Genomic DNA, 22520 nt, shown 5'->3' with positions numbered 1-22520 from the left:
GTCACGAGGCCAAGATGCAGGACACCACCATCAAACCGGCGCTGAATCCTGTGCCAACGCCAGCTCCAGTGAAGCCCGTCAGTGCCGCAGCCGGCGCAGCGCTCCTGTGCGTGCTGTCGATGTCGAGCGTGCAGTTCGGCGCCGCGCTCTCCGCGCCGACAATGGCCGAGTACGGCTCGCTCAGCACCACCTGGTTGCGTCTTTGCTGGGCGGCCGTCGTGCTTGCGTTGCTGGTGCGCCCGCGTTTCTTCACCTACTCGCGCTCGCATTGGCTCGCGGCCGGTGCGCTGGGGGCCGCGATGGCCGGCATGACGTTGTGCTTTTTCGCGGCGCTTCAGCGGATTCCATTGGGGCTCGCCGTCGCGATCGATTTTCTTGGACCGCTCGCCGTAGCGACTTTCGCGGTGCGCCGCGCGCGAGCACTACTGTGGCCGGCACTGGCGATTACCGGCGTGCTGCTGCTCTCGCGTGATCGCGCCGGCTGGATCGGCGAACCGCTCGGCGTGCTGCTCGCGTTCGGGGCCGCACTCGGCTGGGGCAGCTATATCGTGTTGATGAAAAAGATCGGCACGGTGTTCGCCGGCCTCGAAGGATTGTCGGTGTCGCTGATCGCAGCGGCACTGGTCGCCACTCCGTTTGGCTTTGCGCAAAGCGGCATACACATTGCCGCGGGACAGATCGCCGCAACAGCGGGCCTCGCGTTGCTGGTCCCGCTGTTACCTTATGCGCTGGAAATGGTGGCGTTGCGGCACATGCCGGCCTCATCATTTGGAATCCTGATGAGTGTCGAGCCCGCGATCGGCGCGCTGGCTGGCTTCGTGGTGCTGCATCAGCCGATGGGCGTCTTGCAGATCGCAGGCACGCTGCTGGTGGTTGCGGCGAGCGTGGGCGCCGTGGTGGCGACACGCTGAACAGCGTTGAACCGCTGCGTGTGCTTGCGCAGCGCTCAGGCGATATTTTCCGCTTCGTAAAGACGCCGGCCCGCTGCGTCCTTCGCGCCGAGGACCGGCTCGATTTCGATCGGCCACTCGATGCCGATGTCGGGATCGCTCCACAAGATGCAGCGCTCGAGTTCCGGGAACCAGTATTCAGTGGTCTTCCACAGGCATTCGGCGACATCGGACAGCACGACGAAACCGTGTGCGAAGCCCGGCGGCACCCACATCTGCCGATGATTGACCGCGCTCAGGTGTTCGCCGCTCCACTTGCCGAAGGTCGGCGAATTGAGCCGCACGTCCACGGCGACGTCGAACACCTCCCCCACCACCACGCGCACGAGCCGACCTTGCGGCCGATGCACCTGATAGTGCAAGCCGCGCAACACGCCACGCACTGCCCGTAAATGACGGTCTTGCACGAAATTGAAACCTTGCGAGACGTCGTCGGTAAACTCATCCGCGCTGAAGCTCTCGAAGCAGAAGCCAAATTCGTCGCAAAACACCTCGGGCTCGATGAGTTTCACCTCCGGCAATGCTGTCGCCATTACCTTGTTGCCCATGGCCACTGTGCTCGTAAGAAGCCCGCCAGGAGAAAACGCGACCGCCGACGCGCGCACCGGTGCATACGCCGTTGCACACCCCGCTGCACACGCACCCATCCGCTCTGAGTCGCACCCTGAGTCGCACCCTGAGTCGCACCCTGAGTCGCACCCTGAGTTGCACCGTCTGCACGGCGCCTGCTCAAGCTTACGCCTCGGTCGCCACCCGGCTGCGCGCGCGATATTCGGTGGGCGACAGCGCCATACGCTTGCGGAATATCTTCGCGAGGCGGTCGCCGTTGCCGGTGCCGCTGCGGCGCGCGATCTTATCGACCGGTAATTCTGTTTCGGTCAGGAAGTTGCAGGCAATACGCAGCCTCACCTGGAGCAGATAGTCAGAAGGCGTGACCTGCATTTCATGCTTGAAGCGGCGCAGAAAATTGCGCTCGCTCATCGCCGCCACTTGCGCTGCGTCGGCAACCGACACCGGACGATCGCAATTCGCCTCCATCCAGCGCGCGGCGGCACGGATTTTCTCGGCGACGCTGAGTGTGCCGCCTTCAGCCTGCAGCGGCACCCAGGTGGCGGCCATGCCCGGCATCACCCGATCGGCGACGCTGCGCGCGAGTTCCGCACCAAGATCGCGCTTGATGAACATCAGCGCGCTGCGCGCGCAGTCGTTACGATCGTTGGCGGCGCTGCGCACGGCATCGGCCGTGGCGCTGCCCAGATAGCGATTCACCTGCAGACCGTCATGCTCCGCGGGACCCGCTGCTTCCAGAACGAGACGGCCCTCGCCGATCGTCTCGATCGCACGGGTTCGCGTTTGCACCGATCGCAACCAGCCCAGCAAGCGTTCGTCGAGTGCGGCCTCATGTGCGCCGTAGCCGCCGGCGATGAAGAGCACGTCGAAACCGCTGCCATAACGTGTGTCGATGCGGTCAGTCCAGATCCGCGCCGACGAAGAACTCGCAACGCTGCCTCCGTCCATCGACAGAAACTGCACTTCGTAAGGCGGCTCTTCGCCAGCCCGCGAGCCCGAGAGTTCGTTGGCGGTCTGGAACATCTCGACCACTGTGCCAGGCCCGAGCAGCCAGAAGCCGTCGAACAGCAACACGCCGATTCGCCGCGCTGCACTACGCACGTTTAGCGTCGGCGTATGTAACCAGGTAATCCTCGCAGTATCCAGATGCAAGTGCGGCATGATCTTTCCCCAAGCTGTCGTACATTGTGGACCCCGCTGCCCCGTCTGCCGGACGATATGGACGAATTGAATTACGGCGGATGAAAACCACCGGCAACGCCGCTTAACGGATTATGCGTGATGTTAGCCGAATGCCGCGCCATAGTAAATTTGAAAAACAAATCCGCATCGAGAAATTCAATGTATGACGAAAACCATTATTATGTGTTTCATATGACTTTCGGCACATGAGCCGGCATAGCGACAGGCCATAGCGGCCTGGCGACCGCCCGAAGACCGCAACACCTTGCACAGAGCCGCACTCAAGCCTACAGCGCCGTTGCGGCAACTCATCGTGAAGCGTCGAATTCGCGACGGCGATTCACCGAAATCACATACGAAAAATGTTTCAAACGTGAACTCGAAACCTCGCAAATAATGAACATTCAATCAGGCTTTATTCGCAAATCGGGAATTTATCGACAGTGCCAATGTGGCAAACCGCACATTTATTGAAACATTCAAGATTAAGCATTTCGACCCTGCATTCTCATTCGATTAAAAATGTTTCTATATTGAAACATCCGGCTTCTTATACGTATGACCAAATGCGCTTGTCATCGGCCTGCATCCCGGGAGAACATCAGACGATTCCATGCTGCAGCGCAAATCGTGCCAGGCGGTTTCCTTAAACAAAGTTTCATCCCTTGATCATGCTCTTTAAGACTTGGTTAAGAGAGGCGGCGCCATAATTTGCGTACCGTAAGAGCAGCAAGGAGCAAGAGATATGTCGCGCCCCATGAGCATCGAGAGAGTCAACGAATACGGACACAACGCGGTTCGCATCGCCATCGAGGACCGTGCGGTACTGCTCGAAGCGGCCGATCTGGATGCCGTGATCGAGCACCTCAGCGCAATGCGCGCCACGATGCGCCCGGAAGTGCCGAAGGAACCGCTGCGCACACATCAGTACGTGATTGAAATCGATCCGTGCTGGCACACCGAAAAGCATCCGCTGGACGACGGCGCCGTACTGTTCCTGCGGCATTCCGGTCTGGGCTGGGCCGGCTTCGCGCTCCCCACCGAGAGCCTCGCGAGGCTGCATCACGCGTTGACACAGCAACTGGAAGCCTCGCTCGAAGTACACGGCATGCTCAACTGAATCGGCTGAATCAGCCGATTCGCGAACGCTGGGCAGTACAGCGCCCGCGCAAGCAGTGAATCAGCCGGCCGGCTGAAGGCCGTGCCCGACACTGACGACGGTGGTACCCACGCGCGGCGTGAGCAGCGTAGCCCTATCGGCCGTTCGTCAACTGGCCGCTTTCGCTCGGCTGCCGCCGTGCGCGCCGCTCGTCACGCTTGCGACGCAGTTCCACGAGCCGCCGCCTACTGTACGTTAGCGAGGCGACCGCATGAAACGCGACCGGGGCGAACACGAGGCCAAACAGCGTGGCCGCCAGCACCCCGCCGAACACACCGGTGCCGATCGAGCGACGGCTTTCCGCGCCCGCACCGCTCGACACCACCAGCGGCACGACGCCCAACAGGAATGCTGCCGAAGTCATCACGATCGGCCGGAAGCGCGCGGCGGCCGCTTCGGTCACGGCGCGCGTCAACGGCAGGCCGCGGCGATACAGATCGCGTGCGAACTGCACGATCAGAATCGCGTTCTTCGCCGCGAGGCCGATCACCGTAATCATGCCAACCTTGAAGTACACGTCGTTTGGCATGCCCCGCAGCAGCATCGCAGCGATTGCGCCGATCACGCCGAGCGGCACGACCATCAGCACGGCAAGCGGGATCGCCCAGCTTTCGTACAAGGCAGCGAGCGCCATGAACACGGCCAGCAGCGACAGGCCGATCAGCAACGGCGTGAGCTGTGCCGCCGCGGTTTCTTCACGCGCCGCGTCGACCCAGTCATACGAGACCCCGACCGGCAGCGAAGCAGCGAGCCGCTCCATCTCCGCCATTGCCGCGCCCGAACTGTAGCCGGGCGCAGCGTGGCCGCTCACGTCGAGCGACGGATAGCCGTTATAGCGCGTCAGCATCACCGGACCGATGCTCCAATGACGTGACGCAATCGCGGATAAGGGCACCATGCCGCCGGACGAGTTCGGCACGGCGAGCGCCATCAGATCGTCCTCGGTCATCCGCGTGGCGGCGTCGGCGGAAATCATCACGCGGCGCATCCGGCCACCGGCAGGAAAGTCGTCAATATAGGTCGAGCCGAAGGTGCTGCCCAGCACATCGGTGATGCGGTCGAACGGCACGCCGAGCGCATACGCTTTCGCACGATCGATGACGAGTTCGACGCGCGGCGCATCCGGCAGATTCTCCGAATGCACGGAAGCCAGCACCGGGCTCGCCTTGGCCTGCGCGAACAGTTGCTCGCGCGCTGCCTTCAGCACATCCAGCCCGACTCCGCCGCGATCTTCAAGCCGGAACACGAAGCCGTCCGAATGCCCGAGTCCCGGCACGGAAGGCGGCAAGTGCGCCTCCACATTGCCGTCGAGAATCTTGTCGAACTTCTCGTTGAGCCGCTCGCGCAAGGCCATCGCATCGGTATTGCGCTTGCCCCAGTCTTTCAATTCGACGAAGCCCATCGCCACGTTCTGACCGCTACCGGTAAAACTCCAGCCGATCACACTGGTGACGTGCGCGACGGCGGGTTCGGCGCGCAGGATCGTTTCCATTCGCTGGACCACCGCGAGCGTACGCGCCTGCGTCGCACCGGCCGGCAATTGCACCATGACCTGCAGTTGGCCTTCATCTTCGCTCGGCAAAAAACCACCTGGCATCTGCCAATAGAGCGCGGCGCACACGCCGACCAGCACGGCATAGATCGCCAGCATCGGGCCGATACGGCGCAGCGTACGCGCGGTCAGCCCGCGATAGCCGCTCGCGGCCCGGTCGAAAGCGGTCGTGAAGCGGCTCGCCGCTCGCGCCGCGAAGCCGAGCAGGCCACGACGGGCATCGCGTTGACTCACCGGGTGCTTGTGCGCTTTCAGCAGATTCGCGCATAGCGCGGGCGTCAACGACAACGCCATGAACGACGACACCAGCATCGACGCGATCATCGACACCGCGAATTGACGGTAAATACCGCCAACACCGCCCGGAAAGAACGCCATCGGCACGAACACGGCGGTCAGCACCGCGGTCACGCCGACGATCGCGCCGCCGATCTGCGTCATCGCCTTACGGGTGGCCTCACGCGGCGGCAGGCCCTCCTCTTCCATCACGCGATGCACGCTCTCCACCACCACGATCGCATCGTCGACGAGAATCCCGATTGCCAGCACAAGACCGAACATCGTGAACACATTGATCGACAGGCCGCAGGCGTACATCGCGAGAAACGCGCCCATCAGCGTGACCGGAATCACCACCGTCGGCACCAGTGTGTAGCGCAGATCGCGCAGGAACAGCCACATCACGAAGAACACCAGCACCACGGCTTCCGCCAGCGTGACGAGCACCTCGCGAATCGCAATCTTCACGAAATGCGCGTTGTCGAACGGAATTTCGACGGCAACGCCCGGCGGCAAGCCTTTCGATAGTTCGGCAAGTCGCGCGCGGATCGCGTTGGACGTCTCGAGCGCATTGCCGCGCGGCCCGAGTTGAATACCGACAGTCGCCGCGGTCTTGCCGTTCAGGCGGGAGTAGAACGAGTAGTTGTCGCGTCCCAGTTCGACCCGCGCGACGTCCCGCAAGCGCACCGCCGAGCCGTCTGGCAGCGCCTTCAGCACGATCTGGCCGAATTCGGCGGGCGAGATCAGTTGTCCCTTCACGCTCACCGAGGCCGTCAATTGCTGCCCCGGAACGAACGGTGCGTCGCCCAGCGTGCCGGCCGTTACCGTGGCGTTCTGCGCAGCGATCGCGGCGTTCACTTCCGCGGCGCCGAGGCCGTACTCGCGCAGCTTCATCGGATCGAGCCAGATGCGCAATGCTTCGTCGGCGTCCCACAACTCTGCCGCGCCCACGCCCGGCGCGCGCTTCAGTTCGCGCAACACGTAACGGCTCAGGTAGTCGCTCAATTGCACGGAATCGCGCGAGCCATCCGTGGATGTCAACGCGACCAGCATCAGAAACGTATTGGCCGCCTTGAAAACGCTGATGCCCTGCTGCACGACCTGTTGCGGCAAGCGCGGCTCGACCTGCTTGAGACGGTTCTGGATGTCGACCAGCGCGAGATCCGGATTGGTGCCCGGCGCGAAGGTTGCGTCGATCTCGAGATTGCCGAGGTTGTCGCTGGTCGTTTCGTAGTACAGCATATTGTCGGCGCCGTCGAGACTCTCCTCGATGATGCTGCCGACGTTGGCATCGACCACTTCAGTGGCAGCCCCCGGATAGATGGCGCTGATCACGATGCGCGGCGGCGCAAGACGCGGATACTGCGCTACCGGCAGTTGCGGAATGGCAAGCGCGCCCGCCACGACAATGGCGAGCGCAACAATCCATGCGAAAACCGGGCGGTCGATGAAGAAAAATGGCACGCAAGAAATCCGTTCAGATTGTCTGGAGACGCGGCGCGTCAACGAGGCGGGCCATATGCAGCATGTCGGCCAGTATGCCGTCGCGCAATGCAAAACCGCGCGAGCGGCCTTCTTCGACAAAGCCGAACTTGCGGTACGGCGGGATTGCCGGCCAGTTATCGGCCAGATCGATCAGTTCGGTCATCAGCGCACTACCGATGCCGCGCCGGTGCCATGCGTCGTGTACACCAATGCCGAGCGACGCGCGCAGCGTCAGGCCCTCGGGCAAGCTCTCAGAATTTGATTTTGTTCTTATGTCTTGATTCATAGGCTCATAACGTCAATTCGAATGACCTCGTCAGAATGCCGGGTAATTGCATGCCGCCCGTGGCACGCTCGCCCCATGTCGAGTCGCTCAATAGCAATTCCGCTTGCGCGCCGAGTTGTTCAAGTTCACTACCGAGCACGCGGTACAGGCTATCGTCGAAACGCATGGCTTCGAGCGGCGCGACGATCTGCCCGTTCTCGACCCAGAAGGTTGCAAAGCGCGTCATGCCGGTCAGGCGGCAATTCATCCGGTCCGAGAAATTCACGTACCAGAGATTGCCGATGTAGAGACCGGTATCGAGTTTCGCCAGCACGTCCTCTTCCGGCAGATCGCCCGCTTCCATCGAGAGCGCCGCCGGCGACTCGTTCGCCAGCGCGCCGTTGGGCGTCAAACCGTACTCGCGCGCGCTGCGCGCATTGGTCAGGCGTTCGGCACTGCGGCCGGCCTGAATCAGCGGGACGCTCTCGCGCAAATAGCCGTCGTCGTTGAAGCCGGGTGTAATGCCGAGATTCAGATCTTCGCTGATCGTGACGCGCGGGTCGACTACGATTTCTCCCACATGCAGCTTGTACAACTCACTGCGCGACGTGGCCTGGGCACGTGCGGAGAAACCGCTCCATGCCGCCACGCCAAGCAGTTCCGCGAGCGCTGCGGGCGCGAGATACGAACGATAACGCCCCGGCGCCAAGGTGCGCGGCGTGCGCGCGAGCACCGGGAGACGCGTTGCGGCCTGCTCGACCTTGTGCGCGAAAACAGCGTCGCTCCAGTCGTCGCCAGCGTATGTGGTTTTGATCGCGCGACCGCTCGGGTCGTATAGCGACCAGCTAAAATTGAAGTTATCGACTTCGTACCAGCCGCGGCTGCCCCCCGTGGACGCGAAACCGCGCACGATCGTGCCACCCGCGTAAAAGCCCACGAAATCCAGCCCTTGCGCGCATTCGGCAACGGTGCGCAACAAGCTGTCCGGCTCCGGCAGCTTGCCCGAACGTTGCGTGGTGCGCTGCCATTGCGACGTGTCGAACAATAGATGCGGATCGTCCGCCGCACCGCGCAGGCTTTCACGCAAGGTGGCGAGCGCCGCGCTCACGTCGTCCAGGTCCTGTTGCAGATCGCCGCAGACGGTCAGCGTCGAATAAGCCTGGCGCGCGCCGTCGATCAAACGCAAGGTCAGCTTGCCTTGCGACACGCTGCCGATCTGCCGCACCTTGCCCGAGTTGAAGCGGATGAAGTCCGACTGTTCGCCGGCAAATGAACTCAGCGTGATTTCCGCGCCTTGCTGCAAGCGTTCGATGGCATCGGCCAGCGACGTGAAATGCTGCTGCCAGTCGATCGACGTAGCGGCGCGCGAGGACATGAATTGACTCATCAGGCGCCTCCAAACACGTCGATATCGCTGAACACGCAAGCCGGCGAGGCATGGCCGACCCGAATGATCTGTGCCGGTTCACCCTTGCCGCACATGGATGTGCCGTACACCTCGCGCGTATCCGCATTCCCCACCGCGTTCAGGCTGCGCCAGAAATTCGCCGAAATGCCGCGATAATTCGGCTGTTTGACGACCTGGGTGAGCTTGCCGTTTTCGATCAGTTGACCGAACTCGCAACCGAACTGGAATTTGTTGCGATGGTCGTCGATCGACCAGGAGGTGTTGGTGCGCATCAGAATGCCGTGTTCGATGTTGCCGATCATTTGCGCCAGAGAACTCTCGCCGGGCTCGATGTTCAGATTCGCCATCCGGTCGATCGGCGGGCGGTTCCAGTTCGACGCGCGCGAATTCGCCACGCCCGCCATATGCGCGCGTTGCTGCGAAAGCGCGCCGCCGAGCGGACGTTCGAGCACGCCGTCGCGGATCAGATATTGCTTTTTCGCTTCAGTGCCGTCGTCGTCGAATGCGTACGCGGCGGCTTCCTCGTGCAGTTCCGGGTCGAAGGTCACGTTCAGTAATTCCGAACCGTAGCGGTACGAGCCGAACATTTCTTGCTTGACGAAGCTCCAGCCGGCAAAGTTGCGCTCGTCGCCGAGAATGCGATCGAGTTCGAGCGGATGGCCGATCGATTCGTGAATCTGCAGCATCATCTGATCGGGCATCAGCAGCAAATCGCGCTTGCCTGACGGGCAATTCGGCGCGGCCAGCAATTGCAGCGCTTCGTTGGCGACACGCGCACCCGAGCCGTCGAAGCCGAAGCGCGCCAGCACTTCCATGCCGCCCTGCCCCAACGTGCCGTAGTTGCCACCGAGGGTACGCACCTGCGTATCGCCGTCCGCGTGGGCGGCCACGCTCAATTGCGGCATCACGAACTGGAACTGTTGATCGATCCGCACACCGTCGCTGGTGATGTAGAGCTGATCGGTATGCGTGATCTGCACGGCCGCGACGCGTTCGACAATGCGTGCATCGAGATTTGCGCCCGCGCACTCCACGCTCAGGCGGTCCAACCATTCGGCGCGGCTTGGCAGCGCAAGCTGCGCATTCGGCGACACATAGTGGCCGCTCACGGCAGGACGCACCACCTCGCGATGGTCGATCAACGACAAGGCTGCGCTCGCTTCAGCACGGGCCGTGGCGAGATCCAGCGCTTCCTGCAAGCCGGCGGCACTCAGATTCGCGGTGGCCGCATAGCCTGCGCCCGCGCCCACCCATGCGATCAGCATCGCGCCGCGATCACGCACCGTGCGCATAGGTTGCGCGATGTCGTTGCGGATCTCGTGATCGTCGATCTGTTCATCGACAATGCGCAGTGACCAGAACGCCGCGCGGCTCGTAAGCGACCCGGCGGCTTGCGCCCAACGTTCGTCAATCATTAACGGTTCCCGTAGGAGTCTTTGCCGCACCCGCCGGCGACACGATCAGCGACGACGCGAGCAGCGACTGGGTATAAGGATGCGACGGCGCGTGCAACACATCGAGTGTGTCGCCGGCTTCGACGATGCGTCCTGACTTCATCACGATCACACGATGCGCCATAGCTCGCATCACCGCCAGATCGTGCGTAATGAACAAATAGCTTAGCTTGTACTTTTTCTGCAGATTTGTCAGCAGATTCAGCACCTGTTTCTGGATGGATACATCGAGCGCACTGGTCGGTTCATCGAGCACCAGCAATTCAGGCTCGACCGCGAGCGCACGCGCAATCGCTATACGCTGGCGCTGGCCGCCGGAAAACTCGTGCGGATAGCGCAGCATTGCGTCAGCGGGCATGCCCACCTCTTCCAGCAAGCCACCCACACGTGCGCGCCGCGCCTTGGCGTCCATGTCGGGCTGATGCATGGTCAGGCCTTCGCCGATGATCTGCTCCACCGTCATTCGTGGCGACAACGAGCCGAACGGGTCCTGAAACACGACTTGCATGCGCGAATACAACGCCCGGCGGGAACGCGCCGTTTTCAGCGTGGAAAGCGGCAAACCGTCGATATGGATATGCCCGGCGGCCGGTTGCTGCAGACCGAGCACGGTCGCCGCCAGCGTCGATTTGCCCGACCCCGATTCGCCGACGATGCCGAGCGTTTCGCCGCGCCGCACGCTCAGGTCGACGTCGTGCACTGCGCGGAACGTAGAGCGCCCGAACATGGAGCGCCAGCCCTTCGCAGAGGTGCTGTAGTCGACGGCGAGCCCTTGCACTTCGAGCAAACGCCGCGCATCCGGCTCAACGGGCTCCACCGCACGTTGCGGCTCGCTGTCCAACAGGCGCTTCGTGTAGGGATGCTGTGGGTTGGAGAACAGCGCTTCAGTCGTATTGGTTTCGACTAGCACGCCCTTTTCCATCACCGCGACGCGCTGCGCGAAACGCTTCACCAGATTCAGGTCATGCGTGATCAGCAGCACGGCCATGCCACGCTCGGCCGCTTCCTGCTCCTGCAACGCGATCAATAGATCGACGATCTGCTGACGCACGGTGACGTCGAGCGCGGTGGTCGGTTCGTCGGCAAGCAGCAGACGTGGCCGGCACGCCAGCGCCATGGCGATCATCGCGCGCTGCCGCTGGCCGCCGGACAGTTGATGCGGAAAACTGTCGATGCGCCGCTCCGGCTCGGGAATGCCGGTGCGCCTGAGCAACTCGATGCCGCGCTGGCGCGCCGCGTTCGGCCGCAAACCTTCGTGCAGGCGCAAACTTTCGGCGATCTGCTTGCCGATCGTGAAGAGTGGATTAAGCGCCGTCATCGGCTCCTGAAACACCATCGCCACGTCGGCGCCGCGCAGACCACGCATCTGCTGCTCGGTTTTCTGCAGCAGATCTTCACCGTCGAGCAGCATGCGGCCGCTCAGATCAGCGTGCTCGACCAGACGCAGAATCGACAGTGCGGTGACGCTCTTGCCGGAGCCCGATTCGCCAACAAGGGCGACGCGCTCACCACGCGCGATCGAGAGGCTGAGTTCATGCACCGCGATCTTGTCGCCGAACCGCACGGAGAAGCGATCGATTTCCAGCAACGGCCGGTTTGGTTTGGCTTCGCTCATCGCGGACCTCCGCCGAAGGCCGAACCACGTTTGCGCGTATCGAGCGCATTGCGCAGCGCGTCGCCCATAAAGGTCAACAGCAGCAGCGTAATCACCAGGGCGGCGAAAGCCGAAATCGAAATCCACCAGGCGTCGAGGTTGTTCTTGCCTTCCTGAAGCAGTTCGCCGAGGCTCGGCGTGGGCGGCGGCACGCCCAGCCCCAGGAAGTCGAGACTGGTCAGCGACAGAATCGCCGCGCTCATGCGGAACGGCAGAAACGTGATCACGGGCGTCAGGCTATTCGGCAACACATGGCGCCACATGATCTGCCAGTTCGAGAGACCCATGGTGCGTGCCGCCCTCACATAATCCAGCGAACGGTTACGCAGGAATTCGGCGCGTACGTAGTCGGAAAGCACGAGCCAGCCGAACATCGAGAGAAGAATAAAGAGCAGCCATAGCGTGGGCTCGAAGATCGACGCGAAGATGATCAGCAGGTACAGGTCAGGCATCGAGCTCCATATCTCGATCAGACGCTGGCCGATCAGATCGGTGCGGCCGCCATAGAAACCCTGCACCGCGCCGGTCAATACGCCGATAAGAACGCCGGACACCGTGAGCGCGAGCGCCATCAGCACCGAGAGCCGGAAACCGTACAGCAGCCGTGCAAGCACGTCGCGTCCGTACTGATCCGTGCCGAGCCAGTTGCTTCGGGTGGGCGGCGCCGGATACGGATGGGCGGCGAAGTAGTCGATCGTGTCGTAATGGAAATGATTCGGCGGATAGATCGCGAAGTTGCCATTCGATTCGAGCCGCGAACGGATATACGGATCGAGGTAATTCGCACGGGCCGGAAAATCGCCGCCGAAAATCTTCTCCGAATAGTCTTTGGCGATAGGAAAGTAATAGTGCCCGTCATAGCGGACGATCAACGGACGATCGTTGGACAGCACCTCGCCGAACAGGCTGATGACGAACAGCGACACGAAGATCACGAGGCTCCAGTAACCGAGCCTCTGCCGCTTGAAACGCAGCCATGTGCGCCGCCGGGGAGACGGCGACGCCACGTGCGCCGCGCCGGACTGATCAGCGGTCCAGGCGGTTGAATTGGATGCGGGGGTCGACGAGGACATAGCAGACGTCAGCAATGAGTTTGGTTACGAGGGCGATCAGCGTGAACAGAAACAGCGAGCCGAGCACGACCGGATAGTCACGGCGAATCACCGAGTCATACGAAAGTTGGCCCATGCCGTCGAGCGAGAACAGGGTTTCGATCAACAGATTGCCGTTCAGGAAGGCGCCGACGAAAGCCGCCGGCAAACCAGTCAGCAGCGGAATCGCGGCATTGCGCAGCACGTGTTTCCACAGCACGTCGCGCTCCGGTGCCCCTTTGGCGCGTGCAGTCAATACGTATTGACGTCCTATCTCCTCGAGGAAGGTGTTCTTGGTCAGGATCGTGACGATCGCGAAGTTGCCCACCACCGAAGCGGTAACCGGCAACACGATGTGCCACAAATAATCGAGTAGCTTGCCGAACGCACTGAGGTCGTTGAAGTTATCCGAGGTCAGGCCGCGCATCGGAAACACCTGCCAGAAGGTGCCGCCGCCGAACAGCATCAGCAGCAGCACGCCCAGCACGAAGCCGGGAATCGCATAGCCGGCAAGTACCAGCACACTGGTCACGGTATCGAAGCGCGAGCCGTTGCGCACCGCTTTCGCAATGCCCAACGGCACCGATATCAGATAGGTGAGCATCACGGTCCATAAGCCGAGCGTGATCGACACCGGCAGCTTCGATTTGATGACCTCCCACACGCTGTCATGCTGATAGTAGGATTGGCCGAGATCGAAGGTCGCATAGCGCTTGAGCATCAGGACATAGCGCTCGAGCGGTGGCTTGTCGAAGCCGAATTGCTTCTTGATCTGTTCGAGTTGCTGCGGATCGACACCCTGGCTGCCGTGATAGCCCCCGCCACCCGACCCCGCCTCTCCGCCACGGCCAGCGCCGTGGCGGAGTTGCGTCATCACCTGTTCGACCGGCCCACCCGGCACGAACTGCGTGACGACAAAGGTCAGCGTGACCACGCCGAGCAGCGTCGGCACCATCAACAGCAATCGTCTGAGAATGTAGGCGAGCATGGTGTTCCTCAGTGGGCCGTTGCCGTGGCTGAACTCGCGGATTGCGCGGCCTGGAGTTTCTGTGTCGCTTGTGCGCCCGGCGCTTTTACGTACCAGTAGTCGATGACCCAGTCTTCGTACTGGTAGGAATTCGGCACGGTCTTCGGGAAGCCGAGGGTAGTCTTGTAGCCAATGCGCGCGCCCGGCGCGTAGTACTCCGGAACCAGGTAAAACGAATAGATCAACACGCGATCCAGCGCACGGGTCGCGGCTTCCAGATCGTCGAGATTGGTGGCGGTGAGCGCGGAGTGAATCAACGAATCGACCGCCTTCGAACGGATGCCGGGATAGTTCTCGGAGCCGACTTCGGATGCCGCCGCACTGCCGAAGCGGCGCGTCAGTTCTGCGCCCGGAATCGTGACCGGCGGATAGATGAAGGTGGTCATGTCGTACTCGAAATTATCCAGACGCTTCTGGTACAACGCGCTGTCGATTTCGCGCATATGGGCCTGAATGCCGAGCATGCCGAGCGCCTGCATATACGGCAGGATCAGTCGATCCATGCCGGGCTGGTCGTCCATGATCTCGATTGTCATCGGCGTACCTTTGGCGTCGCGCAACGCACCGTCGCGATAGTGCCAGCCAGCTTGTGCGAGCAGATCGCGCGCGACGCGCAAATTACCGCGCAGGGAATTCGGTGGAATCGTGTCGGGTTGTTTGAGCATGGGACCGAACACTTCTGGCGGCACGCTGCCGCGCAGCGGTTCGAGCAGCGCCAGTTCCTTCTCACCCGGCATACCGGTTGCGCCGAACGGACTTGCCTCGAAGTAGCTACTGGTGCGCCGGTATTGACCATAGAACATCATCCGGTTCATCCAGTCGTAGTCGAATGCCAGCGTCAGGGCATGGCGCACGCGGGGGTCCTGGAACATCGGCTTGCGTATATTCATCAGCATGCCCTGCATCTGCGCGGGACCGTCGGCGAATTCGCCTTTCTTCAGCAGTCCGTTGTCGAAGTTCTTGCCGACATATTTGCGCGCCCACTGCGTCGCGCTGTATTCGACGACAACGTCCGCATCGCCCGCCTTGAAGGCTTCGAGTTGCGTGTAGTGGTCGCGGTACAGGTTGAACGTGATGCGCTCGAAACGGAACATGCCGCGTCGCGACGGCAGATTCGCCGCCCAGTAGTCAGGGTTGCGGCGATACGTGATCTGCTTGTCGTTTTTGCGTCCCTCGATCAGATAGGCACCGCTGCTGATCGGTGGCATGGAAGAGATCTGGTCGAATGGCAGACGCTTGCCGTTGGGCTGCACGCCCCACTTCGGAGAAAAGATCGGCAGGTCGCCGGCAATCAGCGGCGCATCGCGTTCGGCATGCTTGAAATCGAAGCGGATCGTGCTCTTGTCGATCACCGTCGCGCTTTTGATGATCGAGAACTGCGCGTTGAAAAGCGGCGACGCCTGCGGACTTGTCAGCGTGTCGTATGAATATTTGACGTCCGCAGCGGTGATCGGGTCGCCGTTCGAAAAGCGTGCGGCAGGATTGATATGGAACGTCGCTGACGTCAGATCCGGCGCCACCTCTACGTCGTTCGCGATTAACGGATATTCGGAGGCCAGCTCGTCCCAGCTACGCTGCATCAGCGTGTCGAACATCAGGTTGAGGATGTCGGGCGCGGGCGCTCCACGCACCAGAAACGGGTTCAGCGAATCGTAGGTCTGCAGTTCGTTATAGTTTTCGAAACTGAGCGAGCCCGTGGCCGGCGCGTCGGGATTCGCGTAGTCGAAGTGGCTGAAATCAGCCGGGTATTTAGGCTCGTCGTATTGCGCGATCGAAGGCTTCGCCTGCACCGAAGCCGCATTCAAACTCAGGCACAAGCTCAGCGCGGTCAGCCATGCGGCGCCGGCCGTCAGCGCCGGCTGGCGCGAAACCGACCACACGGTGCGTGGCAGGCGAAACTTCACAAGTCTCATCTTCGGAATGCGTCAGAACGCGCCGGCCTCAAGCCGCGCGCGGTAAGTCGAATCGGCGCGGGCGGCGGCTTGACGCCGCCGCCTGCGTAGTTTTTCCCGCTAGCGCTGCGCTGCGGCTTACTGGTCGTCGTCGTTCGCCGTGATCTTAAACGAGCATTGAGCACGGGGAACTCCAATATACATCTCTAACAAAATTGAGCCGCTCCGGCACCGATGACCGGAAGCCAGAGCGGCCGACCGACTAGACAGACTGCGGGTGAATCGCAAACATCAAAGGCTTCAGAAGCGGTACGTTGCACCGACCTGGAAGAAGCGGCCGATGTTGGTATAAAGCGACTGGTCGTAGCCCGTGATATCCGGGGTGGCCTGCCACTCGACGTCGAACGGCGGCTTGCGATCGAAGATGTTGTTGATGCCGCCGTAGATCGTCCAGTTCTTGAAGCCGCGATACGTGGCCACCAGGTTGAACTGGCTGTACGACGCCACCGACAGCGTGCCGCCGTCGCCGAATTCCGCCGCTACCGCGTTGGTGTACGGGCCCGTGTATTGCCAGGTCAGCGTCGTGGTCAGCTTGCGGTAATCCCAGCTCAGGCTCGTGTTGCCCTTCCAGCGCGGGTTACTGGCACCGAACGGTTGCAGCAGCGCGAGGTTGTTGCCGGCGAAGTCCTGCGTCGGCGCGCCCGGGGTGTTCAGCTTGAAGTGCCACACGTAGACCCAATCGCCTGCCAGCGTGAACGTGCCGTACTTCGTACCGACCGACTTGCGGAAGTTCATGTCGAAGCCGTCGGTGTCGAGCGAACCGAGGTTGATGAACTGTTCCTTGATGTAGGCCACGGTACCGTCCGGATTGCGGATCACGGTCGACGGGTTGTTCGCATCGATCACCGCGTTCGGATCGTTCGTGCCGATCACGCCGTCGATGTGAATCTTGTAGAACGCCGCACCGATATCCGTCGACGAATCCGGCGAGAGCTGGAAGCCGATGTTGTAGTTCTTCGTATGCTCAGGCTGCAGCGCCGGATTGCCGTTGACCTGTTCCGTCGTGAAGTGCTTGGTCGGCACGCCGCTCGGGTCGTTCGGGTCGACCAGGTTCTGGTGGGCCAGATACGTTGCCTGCGAGTTCTCGACCAGCGTCGGCGCACGGAAGCCGCGGCTATACGATGCGTAAGTCGTGAGAGACTGCACCGGCTGGAAGCGCAATGCGAAGCTCGGCGAGAACGCACCACCGAAGTCGCTGTAGTGGTCGTAACGGCCCGCCTGCGTGAACGTCAGGTTCCGGATGATCGGAATATCGACCTGATAGTAGACGGCGGCCACGTTGCGTTCGCCGTCGACCGTCTGCACGTTGGCCGGCGCGGTAATCCCAAGCGCGCTATCAGTGCGCGAGTTGATCAGGTTGCTTTCGTGACGGAATTCCGTACCGAAACCGACACCGACCGGGCCGCCCGGCAGATTGAACAGGTTGCCCGTCGAGGTCTTCGCCGTCACGCTATCGAGCTTGGAGATCGCCTGCTCGTAGTCGTTCTGGAACACACCGTTCAAGCCGTTCGGCGTGGACGACGGGTTCGAGAAGTTGAACACGCCGTTCTGCAGAATGTTCTCGACACCTGCAACATTCAGCGCGTTGCGGTAGGTCGTGTCGACCGTGCTCTGCGAATGGCCGTAATCCGCGGACCAATCCCAGTCGCCGAACTTGGCGGTGGTGAACGAGCCCTTCACACCGGTCATCGCGCGCCAGAAGGTCGACACCGTATCGGCCGAAACCGTGTTCGGGAAGGTGTAGTTGATCTGCGCCGGTGCGCCGAACGGGTTGTACGGGTTGGTTGCCGAGACGGTGCGGTTCAGTGGCAATGCCGAGCCGGTGGCGGGATTGAATGCGTTGGTCTGACTGCTCAACACAGCCGGACCTTCGTTCTGCACCGTTTCGTTGCGGCTCACCCACAAGTCGCCATAGGCCTGGATGTCGTCGTTGATCTTGAACGTGCCGCGCACTTTCGCGTTCAGGCGCGTCGTCGACGGGACCAGCGAGGTCTGGCTGGCTGGATTCGACTTACACTCCGCGCCGCCGTCCGCCGACACGCTGCCCGGAGGGCATGGGCTGAGTGCCGTCTTGGTGCCGTCCGGCGCGGTCCAGTACGATTGCTGATTCGGGCCGAGCGGGCCGGCGAGGCCGCCAGGGAACTGACTGAAGTCCTGATTCGCCGTCATGGAGCGATCGGCGAGCGAGGAGCCGCTATCGCGGTAGTAGCTCGCTGCAGCGGTCACGTTGAAGCGGTCGCCATTCAGATCGCCGATACCGCCGAGCACGCCGAAGTTGCCCTGCGCGTCGCCCGGATGCTGCGCCTTGCCGAGCTGGCCATCGATCTGCAAGCCCTGGAAGTCCTTCTTCGTGATGATGTTTACAACGCCTGCAATTGCATCCGAACCATACACCGAGACCGCACCGGTCTTCACGATGTCGATGTGGTCGATCATGTTGAGCGGGATCGAATTCACGTCGAAGAACGTGTCGGTGAAGTTCACCGCCTTGCCGTAATTCGCCACCCGTTGCCCGTCCACCAGCACTAGCGTGTACTTCTCGCTCAGACCGCGCAATGCAATGCCACCCCCGCCTTGCGCGGAGCTGTTCATGTTCGTTTGGCCCCAGCTGCTCCCTGAGTTCACGGACGTGCCGCGCAGGAAGTCGGCCACGGTCGTATAACCGCTTTGCTCGATTTCCTTTGGCGTGATGGTCTGGACTTCCGTGTTGCCGACCTTGTCCGACGTGCGGATCAGCGAGCCGGTCACTTCAAATTTCTTAAGTTGCTGAACCCCTTTGCCCGCAGGCGTCGCGGTGTTGCTATCCGCGGACGGTGTTGCGGCGGTGCCCGATGCCGGAGCCGCAGCCGGCGTGCTTTCCGTAGTCGTCGCGCCTGCCTCGGTTCCTGCCGTGGCCGGCTGGCTTTGTGCAAACGCCGGTACGGCGATTGCGGCCAACGCCAGTTCAGCCCAGATTATTCTTTTGATGGCCAGCGCCAATGCCCTTTGTTTCATTTTTCCCCTTCTCGCTCGTCAATTAAGGCCACTGCTGTGTGTGTGAAGAGAGGTCTTGTGAACCTCCCCACTCGATATACGGCGATCTTGCGCCGCGCTCCGTTAAAGCTGCCCCGTCCTCCCATTGCCCAGCAAACCGGTCAACTGCGCACCGGTTTGCAAATACAGACAGGAAGACGGGACACTTCAGATACTTCAATATCGGACTACTTATTTATTACAAACGAAATGCGCAGCGCTTTCTAATTGTTTTCACTTCTACTACCTCGGGCTCGGACCATTGGGCAATACACTCCCAACCGGACTCATTTCCGACTCACCATAAGTAATGCTTACAAATACGACGTGGCCGCTTTCGACGAAAGCATGAAGCAAAGGCACCTAAAACAATCTTGGTGTGCCCACCCACACAACCACCGCTTCTTCGCGAGCGGTATTGCACCAGGCGTGAGGCACGGTTGACTCGTAATGCGCGGTGTCACCCGCCTGCAATACGAACGTTGTACCTTCTAACGTGAGCGATATCTGGCCGCTCATCACGTACAAGAACTCTTCCCCTGCGTGCGTCGTGACTTCCGACGGGTTCTGCCCCACCGGCATCCTGACGAGAATCACTTCCAGCTTGCTGCCAACCGACAGGTTCGTCAGCCGTCCAAAAAGATTCGCGGTTCCGTCGAACCCGAAGTACTTCAATTCACTGCCTCTGCGCACCGACTTGTCTTCAGTTGGTGTGTCGACGAAGTACTGCACAGTGACGCCTAAAGCCCGCGCAATGCCCACTAGCGATGTGATCGACGGCGTTGCATGTCCTCGCTCGACCTGCGACAGAAAAGGTTTGGAAATTCCCGCAGTGGTTGCCACTTCATCCAGCGTGCGCTTGAGGCGTTGGCGAAGCGCGCGGATTTTGTTTCCTATAGAGACTGCAACGTGTGCCTTGTTATCGAGTGGCAAAACCATAGCAAGACAGAATCCCGTAGTCAAAATTAGTTTGATAAAACCAAACTATGTTTCGTTGAGTGCAACATCCTCCCTGGGACATGTACCGTATGTCTGGCCGGTTGCCGCGATGCATGGCTCGATCGCTGCGATCGCCGCGATACTTCCGACCTTGCTGCGAACTGGGCGATGGTTGCGCACGCAACCATCGCCTTCAACTAGCGCAGGTCTGCGTTCCAAACGGTGAGAATGTGCCGCCCGGTTCGACGCAGCGGTACCTCGGCAGCAGTTCGCAAAATCGGACATATCGGGAACAGGATGCCGTTACTTCGACGCCACCAGCACCCACAAACGGGCGAGGTCGGCCGAACCGTCGGCACCCTTCACTGCGCGGAAGGTTTGCACTGCACGCGCCTTATCGCCCGCCATGTAGTACGCCTCGCCCAGATGCAGTTGTGCCTGGTCCGGATGATCGATTCCGCCCTTTGCGATCGCAGCGTCCATGGCGCTCAGGCCCTGCTTCGCTTGTCCCGCAAAGACCTGGTTGAAGCCAACGTTGACCGGCGCGACGGGGTTCGCGGGATCCGCTGGTGCTTGCGCCCGTTTCGCGGCGAGTGCCTGCAGCCGCTTCTCGCGATCGGCCTGCGCATCGTGGCCCAGAACGCCTGACGCAAAGCCTTGATCGATGACCTGCTTGCCTTCGGCCGTGGTGCCGGCCACGATTGCGAGCTGTGTCATTTCCATGTAATCGTCGGCGGTACTGAGCGAGCCCGTCGCACGGCGCAGACGGAAGGTGTCGATATCCAGTGCCGACGAATAGCCGGGCTTGCTGCGAATCGCGTTGAACAGATCGTCCCAGTAAGACTGCTTCGGATGATAGGCAACCAGCTTTTCGAGCGTGCTGCGGTACGTCGCATCATCTTTCACGCGTTGCGCGCACGTGCCGAGCAATTGCAGTTGCGACTCGTCGGGCGCGTGACCGGCGCGCACTTGCGCATCGACACCCGGCTTGAGCAGGCTCACCACATTGGCGCAATCGTTTGACAGGTAATAAGACTGCACGAGCAAAGTGCGCATGTCGGGATCGCTGCCGCCCGACTTCAGATAACGTTGCGCGACCTTCGCAGACTGTGCGTAGTTTTTCTGCTGGAAGTAAATGCCTGCAAGCGCCGCCGTGGTGCGCTGCTCGTCAGCACCGGTCAGGCGTCCTGAACCCAGCAAAGTTTCGTAGGCCTGGGCAGCCACACCGGATTCACCGGCTGCCGCTGCCGCGGCGCCGCGCATCTCCTGAATCATGTAGCTTTCATAGGGCGTTTTGCCCGGCACCGCGTCGGCCTGATCGATCTTCGTCAACGCGTCCTTGTACTTGTGCGCGCGATACAGATCCTGCGCGGCGTTCAGCGGCTTCGCCACGTCCGGCCGCAGCGTGTCCGCAGCATGAGACGTGACCGGCAGCACGACGAGCGCGGACAGCCCTCCGATAGCGGCCGCGATGACGGCGCGCTTGAAGCGATGATGGATCGTTAGCATTCCACTTCCCTATTGCATGTACTGCTCGTTGCCGATCAGGCCGATTTTCGTCGCGCCCAGTCGTTGCGCGGACGCCATCACCTCCGCGACATCCTTGTACGGCACCAGCTTGTTAGGCCGCAGATGAATTTCCGCCTGAACCGGTTCGGCCGCCACCTGTGCAAGCCTGGATTCCAGCGCCGCGCGGTTAGGCACCGGCTGGCCGTTCCAGGTCGTGGTGCCGTCGAAGTCGATATCGATCTGCACCACTTCAGGCTGCGTGATCGGTGGCGGCGGATTGCCGACCGGCAAGTTCATCTTGATGGCATGCGTCTGAATCGGAATCGTGATGATCAACATAATCAGCAACACCAGCATCACGTCGATCAGCGGCGTGGTGTTGATATCGACCATCACATCCGGTTCGGAGCTGCCACCACCCGAAGATACGTTCATTCCCATGATCACCTCCTGTCGACCAGAGTTGGCGCTTTAGCTGTCGACCAGAGTTGGCGCTTTAGCGCTTACTCTGGTCCCATGCAAAGCTCTTACTCTGGTCCCATGCAAAGCTGTCGACCAGAGTTGGCGCTTTAGCGCTTACTCCGATCCCATGCAAAGCTACCCCCCGCGCGCGGGCGGCTCAGTAATAAACGAAACCTTGGCAATACCGGCGCGCTCGCACGCAGTAATGACCCGGCCGATGAATTCATAACGCGCGCTCTGATCGCCGCGAACGTGCACTTCCGGTTGCGGCGTCATGACCGACACGGTTTTCAGGCGTGTCAGCAGCGTAGGCCCATCCACCTGCTTCTCGTTCCAGAAGAAATCGCCGTCGTGGTTGATCGCAATGACGATACTTTTTGGCGTGGTCTGCAGCGGCTGGATCGTCTCCTTCGGCAGTTGCACCGGCACCGTATGCGTCACCACCGGAATCGTGATCAGAAAGATGATCAGCAGAACCAGCATCACATCGACAAGCGGCGTGGTGTTGATACTGGAGATGACCTCGTCGTTATCATCCTGCCCAACGCTCATAGCCATGACAGACTCCGC

The 22520-nt window shown here is 61.3% G+C and carries 16 protein-coding genes and 1 pseudogene; 2 read left to right on the top strand and 15 right to left on the bottom strand.

From position 1 onward, the window contains the following. The first annotated feature begins 14 nt into the window (after positions 1-14). Positions 15-911 carry a DMT family transporter gene (locus M0D64_RS38575; RefSeq protein ID WP_266261520.1) on the top strand — a complete coding sequence of 299 codons (897 nt, stop codon included), beginning with the start codon at positions 15-17 and terminating at the stop codon, positions 909-911. 35 nt (positions 912-946) lie between these two features. Here the strand turns inward: M0D64_RS38575 and rfbC are convergent, their stop codons facing one another. Together rfbC and M0D64_RS38565 are read right to left on the bottom strand one after the other, a co-directional pair. Further along, a complete protein-coding gene (gene rfbC / locus M0D64_RS38570; RefSeq protein WP_154564243.1) occupies positions 947-1498 on the bottom strand; it encodes a dTDP-4-dehydrorhamnose 3,5-epimerase in 552 nt (183 codons plus the stop codon). A 187-nt stretch (positions 1499-1685) separates the two neighbouring features. Further along, positions 1686-2681: a GlxA family transcriptional regulator gene (locus M0D64_RS38565; RefSeq protein WP_154564245.1), complete on the bottom strand. Its 996-nt coding sequence runs from the start codon at positions 2679-2681 to the stop codon at positions 1686-1688. 766 nt (positions 2682-3447) lie between these two features. Here M0D64_RS38565 and M0D64_RS38560 point away from each other — a divergent pair. After that, a complete protein-coding gene (locus M0D64_RS38560) occupies positions 3448-3822 on the top strand; it encodes a hypothetical protein (protein WP_266261519.1) in 375 nt (124 codons plus the stop codon). A 133-nt stretch (positions 3823-3955) separates the two neighbouring features. Here the strand turns inward: M0D64_RS38560 and M0D64_RS38555 are convergent, their stop codons facing one another. The 13 genes and pseudogenes from M0D64_RS38555 to M0D64_RS38495 form a co-directional block, all read right to left on the bottom strand. Next, entirely contained in the window at positions 3956-7156 is a 3201-nt protein-coding gene (locus M0D64_RS38555; RefSeq protein WP_266261518.1) for a multidrug efflux RND transporter permease subunit, read from the bottom strand. A gap of 13 nt (positions 7157-7169) precedes the next feature. Continuing rightward, positions 7170-7400: pseudogene (locus M0D64_RS38550) on the bottom strand (GNAT family N-acetyltransferase); the annotation flags it as partial. 67 nt (positions 7401-7467) lie between these two features. After that, positions 7468-8829, bottom strand: coding sequence for a TldD/PmbA family protein (locus M0D64_RS38545; protein ID WP_266261516.1), 1362 nt, complete (start codon positions 8827-8829; stop codon positions 7468-7470). Further along, positions 8829-10265: a TldD/PmbA family protein gene (locus M0D64_RS38540; protein WP_266261515.1), complete on the bottom strand. Its 1437-nt coding sequence runs from the start codon at positions 10263-10265 to the stop codon at positions 8829-8831. Before M0D64_RS38540 ends, M0D64_RS38545 begins: the two co-directional genes overlap by 1 nt. Next, positions 10258-11919 (bottom strand): ABC transporter ATP-binding protein, encoded by a 1662-nt coding sequence (locus M0D64_RS38535; RefSeq protein WP_266261514.1) that lies wholly within the window; start codon positions 11917-11919, stop codon positions 10258-10260. The genes M0D64_RS38540 and M0D64_RS38535 overlap by 8 nt, the downstream gene beginning before the upstream one ends. Further along, positions 11916-13031 (bottom strand): ABC transporter permease, encoded by a 1116-nt coding sequence (locus M0D64_RS38530; RefSeq protein ID WP_266261513.1) that lies wholly within the window; start codon positions 13029-13031, stop codon positions 11916-11918. The genes M0D64_RS38535 and M0D64_RS38530 overlap by 4 nt, the downstream gene beginning before the upstream one ends. Beyond that, entirely contained in the window at positions 12985-14037 is a 1053-nt protein-coding gene (locus M0D64_RS38525) for a microcin C ABC transporter permease YejB (RefSeq protein ID WP_097391967.1), read from the bottom strand. Before M0D64_RS38525 ends, M0D64_RS38530 begins: the two co-directional genes overlap by 47 nt. An 8-nt stretch (positions 14038-14045) precedes the next feature. Then, the gene (locus M0D64_RS38520; RefSeq protein WP_266261512.1) at positions 14046-15989 is read right to left on the bottom strand and encodes an extracellular solute-binding protein; all 1944 of its coding nucleotides are present in this window, start codon (positions 15987-15989) and stop codon (positions 14046-14048) included. 279 nt (positions 15990-16268) lie between these two features. Then, the gene (locus M0D64_RS38515) at positions 16269-19022 is read right to left on the bottom strand and encodes a TonB-dependent siderophore receptor (protein ID WP_154564263.1); all 2754 of its coding nucleotides are present in this window, start codon (positions 19020-19022) and stop codon (positions 16269-16271) included. A 381-nt stretch (positions 19023-19403) separates the two neighbouring features. After that, on the bottom strand, positions 19404-19979 hold the full coding sequence (locus M0D64_RS38510) for a helix-turn-helix domain-containing protein (protein WP_154564265.1): 576 nt from the start codon (positions 19977-19979) through the stop codon (positions 19404-19406). Positions 19980-20282: 303 nt separating this feature from the next. Beyond that, on the bottom strand, positions 20283-21488 hold the full coding sequence (locus tag M0D64_RS38505) for a lipopolysaccharide assembly protein LapB (protein WP_154564267.1): 1206 nt from the start codon (positions 21486-21488) through the stop codon (positions 20283-20285). Between the two features lie 9 nt (positions 21489-21497). Next, entirely contained in the window at positions 21498-21929 is a 432-nt protein-coding gene (locus tag M0D64_RS38500) for a biopolymer transporter ExbD (protein WP_115782443.1), read from the bottom strand. Between the two features lie 156 nt (positions 21930-22085). Next, on the bottom strand, positions 22086-22508 hold the full coding sequence (locus M0D64_RS38495) for a biopolymer transporter ExbD (RefSeq protein ID WP_266261511.1): 423 nt from the start codon (positions 22506-22508) through the stop codon (positions 22086-22088). Between the last annotated feature and the right edge of the window lie 12 nt (positions 22509-22520).

Origin of the sequence: Paraburkholderia sp. WS6, assembly GCF_030464835.1 — a bacterium.
In the GTDB taxonomy this organism is placed as follows: Bacteria; Pseudomonadota; Gammaproteobacteria; order Burkholderiales; family Burkholderiaceae; genus Paraburkholderia; species Paraburkholderia madseniana.
This window is presented reverse-complemented; position numbering and strand designations above follow the sequence as displayed.

Coding starts and splice junctions, on each gene's coding strand:
- M0D64_RS38535 (WP_266261514.1), bottom strand. CDS start 11,919: ATGAGCGAAGCCAAACCAAACCGGCCGTTGCTGGAAATCGATCGCTTC.
- M0D64_RS38495 (WP_266261511.1), bottom strand. CDS start 22,508: ATGGCTATGAGCGTTGGGCAGGATGATAACGACGAGGTCATCTCCAGT.
- rfbC (WP_154564243.1), bottom strand. CDS start 1,498: ATGGGCAACAAGGTAATGGCGACAGCATTGCCGGAGGTGAAACTCATC.
- M0D64_RS38505 (WP_154564267.1), bottom strand. CDS start 21,488: ATGCTAACGATCCATCATCGCTTCAAGCGCGCCGTCATCGCGGCCGCT.
- M0D64_RS38500 (WP_115782443.1), bottom strand. CDS start 21,929: ATGGGAATGAACGTATCTTCGGGTGGTGGCAGCTCCGAACCGGATGTG.
- M0D64_RS38530 (WP_266261513.1), bottom strand. CDS start 13,031: ATGTCCTCGTCGACCCCCGCATCCAATTCAACCGCCTGGACCGCTGAT.
- M0D64_RS38525 (WP_097391967.1), bottom strand. CDS start 14,037: ATGCTCGCCTACATTCTCAGACGATTGCTGTTGATGGTGCCGACGCTG.
- M0D64_RS38520 (WP_266261512.1), bottom strand. CDS start 15,989: ATGAGACTTGTGAAGTTTCGCCTGCCACGCACCGTGTGGTCGGTTTCG.
- M0D64_RS38575 (WP_266261520.1), top strand. CDS start 15: ATGCAGGACACCACCATCAAACCGGCGCTGAATCCTGTGCCAACGCCA.
- M0D64_RS38545 (WP_266261516.1), bottom strand. CDS start 8,829: ATGAGTCAATTCATGTCCTCGCGCGCCGCTACGTCGATCGACTGGCAG.
- M0D64_RS38515 (WP_154564263.1), bottom strand. CDS start 19,022: ATGAAACAAAGGGCATTGGCGCTGGCCATCAAAAGAATAATCTGGGCT.
- M0D64_RS38540 (WP_266261515.1), bottom strand. CDS start 10,265: ATGATTGACGAACGTTGGGCGCAAGCCGCCGGGTCGCTTACGAGCCGC.
- M0D64_RS38565 (WP_154564245.1), bottom strand. CDS start 2,681: ATGCCGCACTTGCATCTGGATACTGCGAGGATTACCTGGTTACATACG.
- M0D64_RS38510 (WP_154564265.1), bottom strand. CDS start 19,979: ATGGTTTTGCCACTCGATAACAAGGCACACGTTGCAGTCTCTATAGGA.
- M0D64_RS38560 (WP_266261519.1), top strand. CDS start 3,448: ATGTCGCGCCCCATGAGCATCGAGAGAGTCAACGAATACGGACACAAC.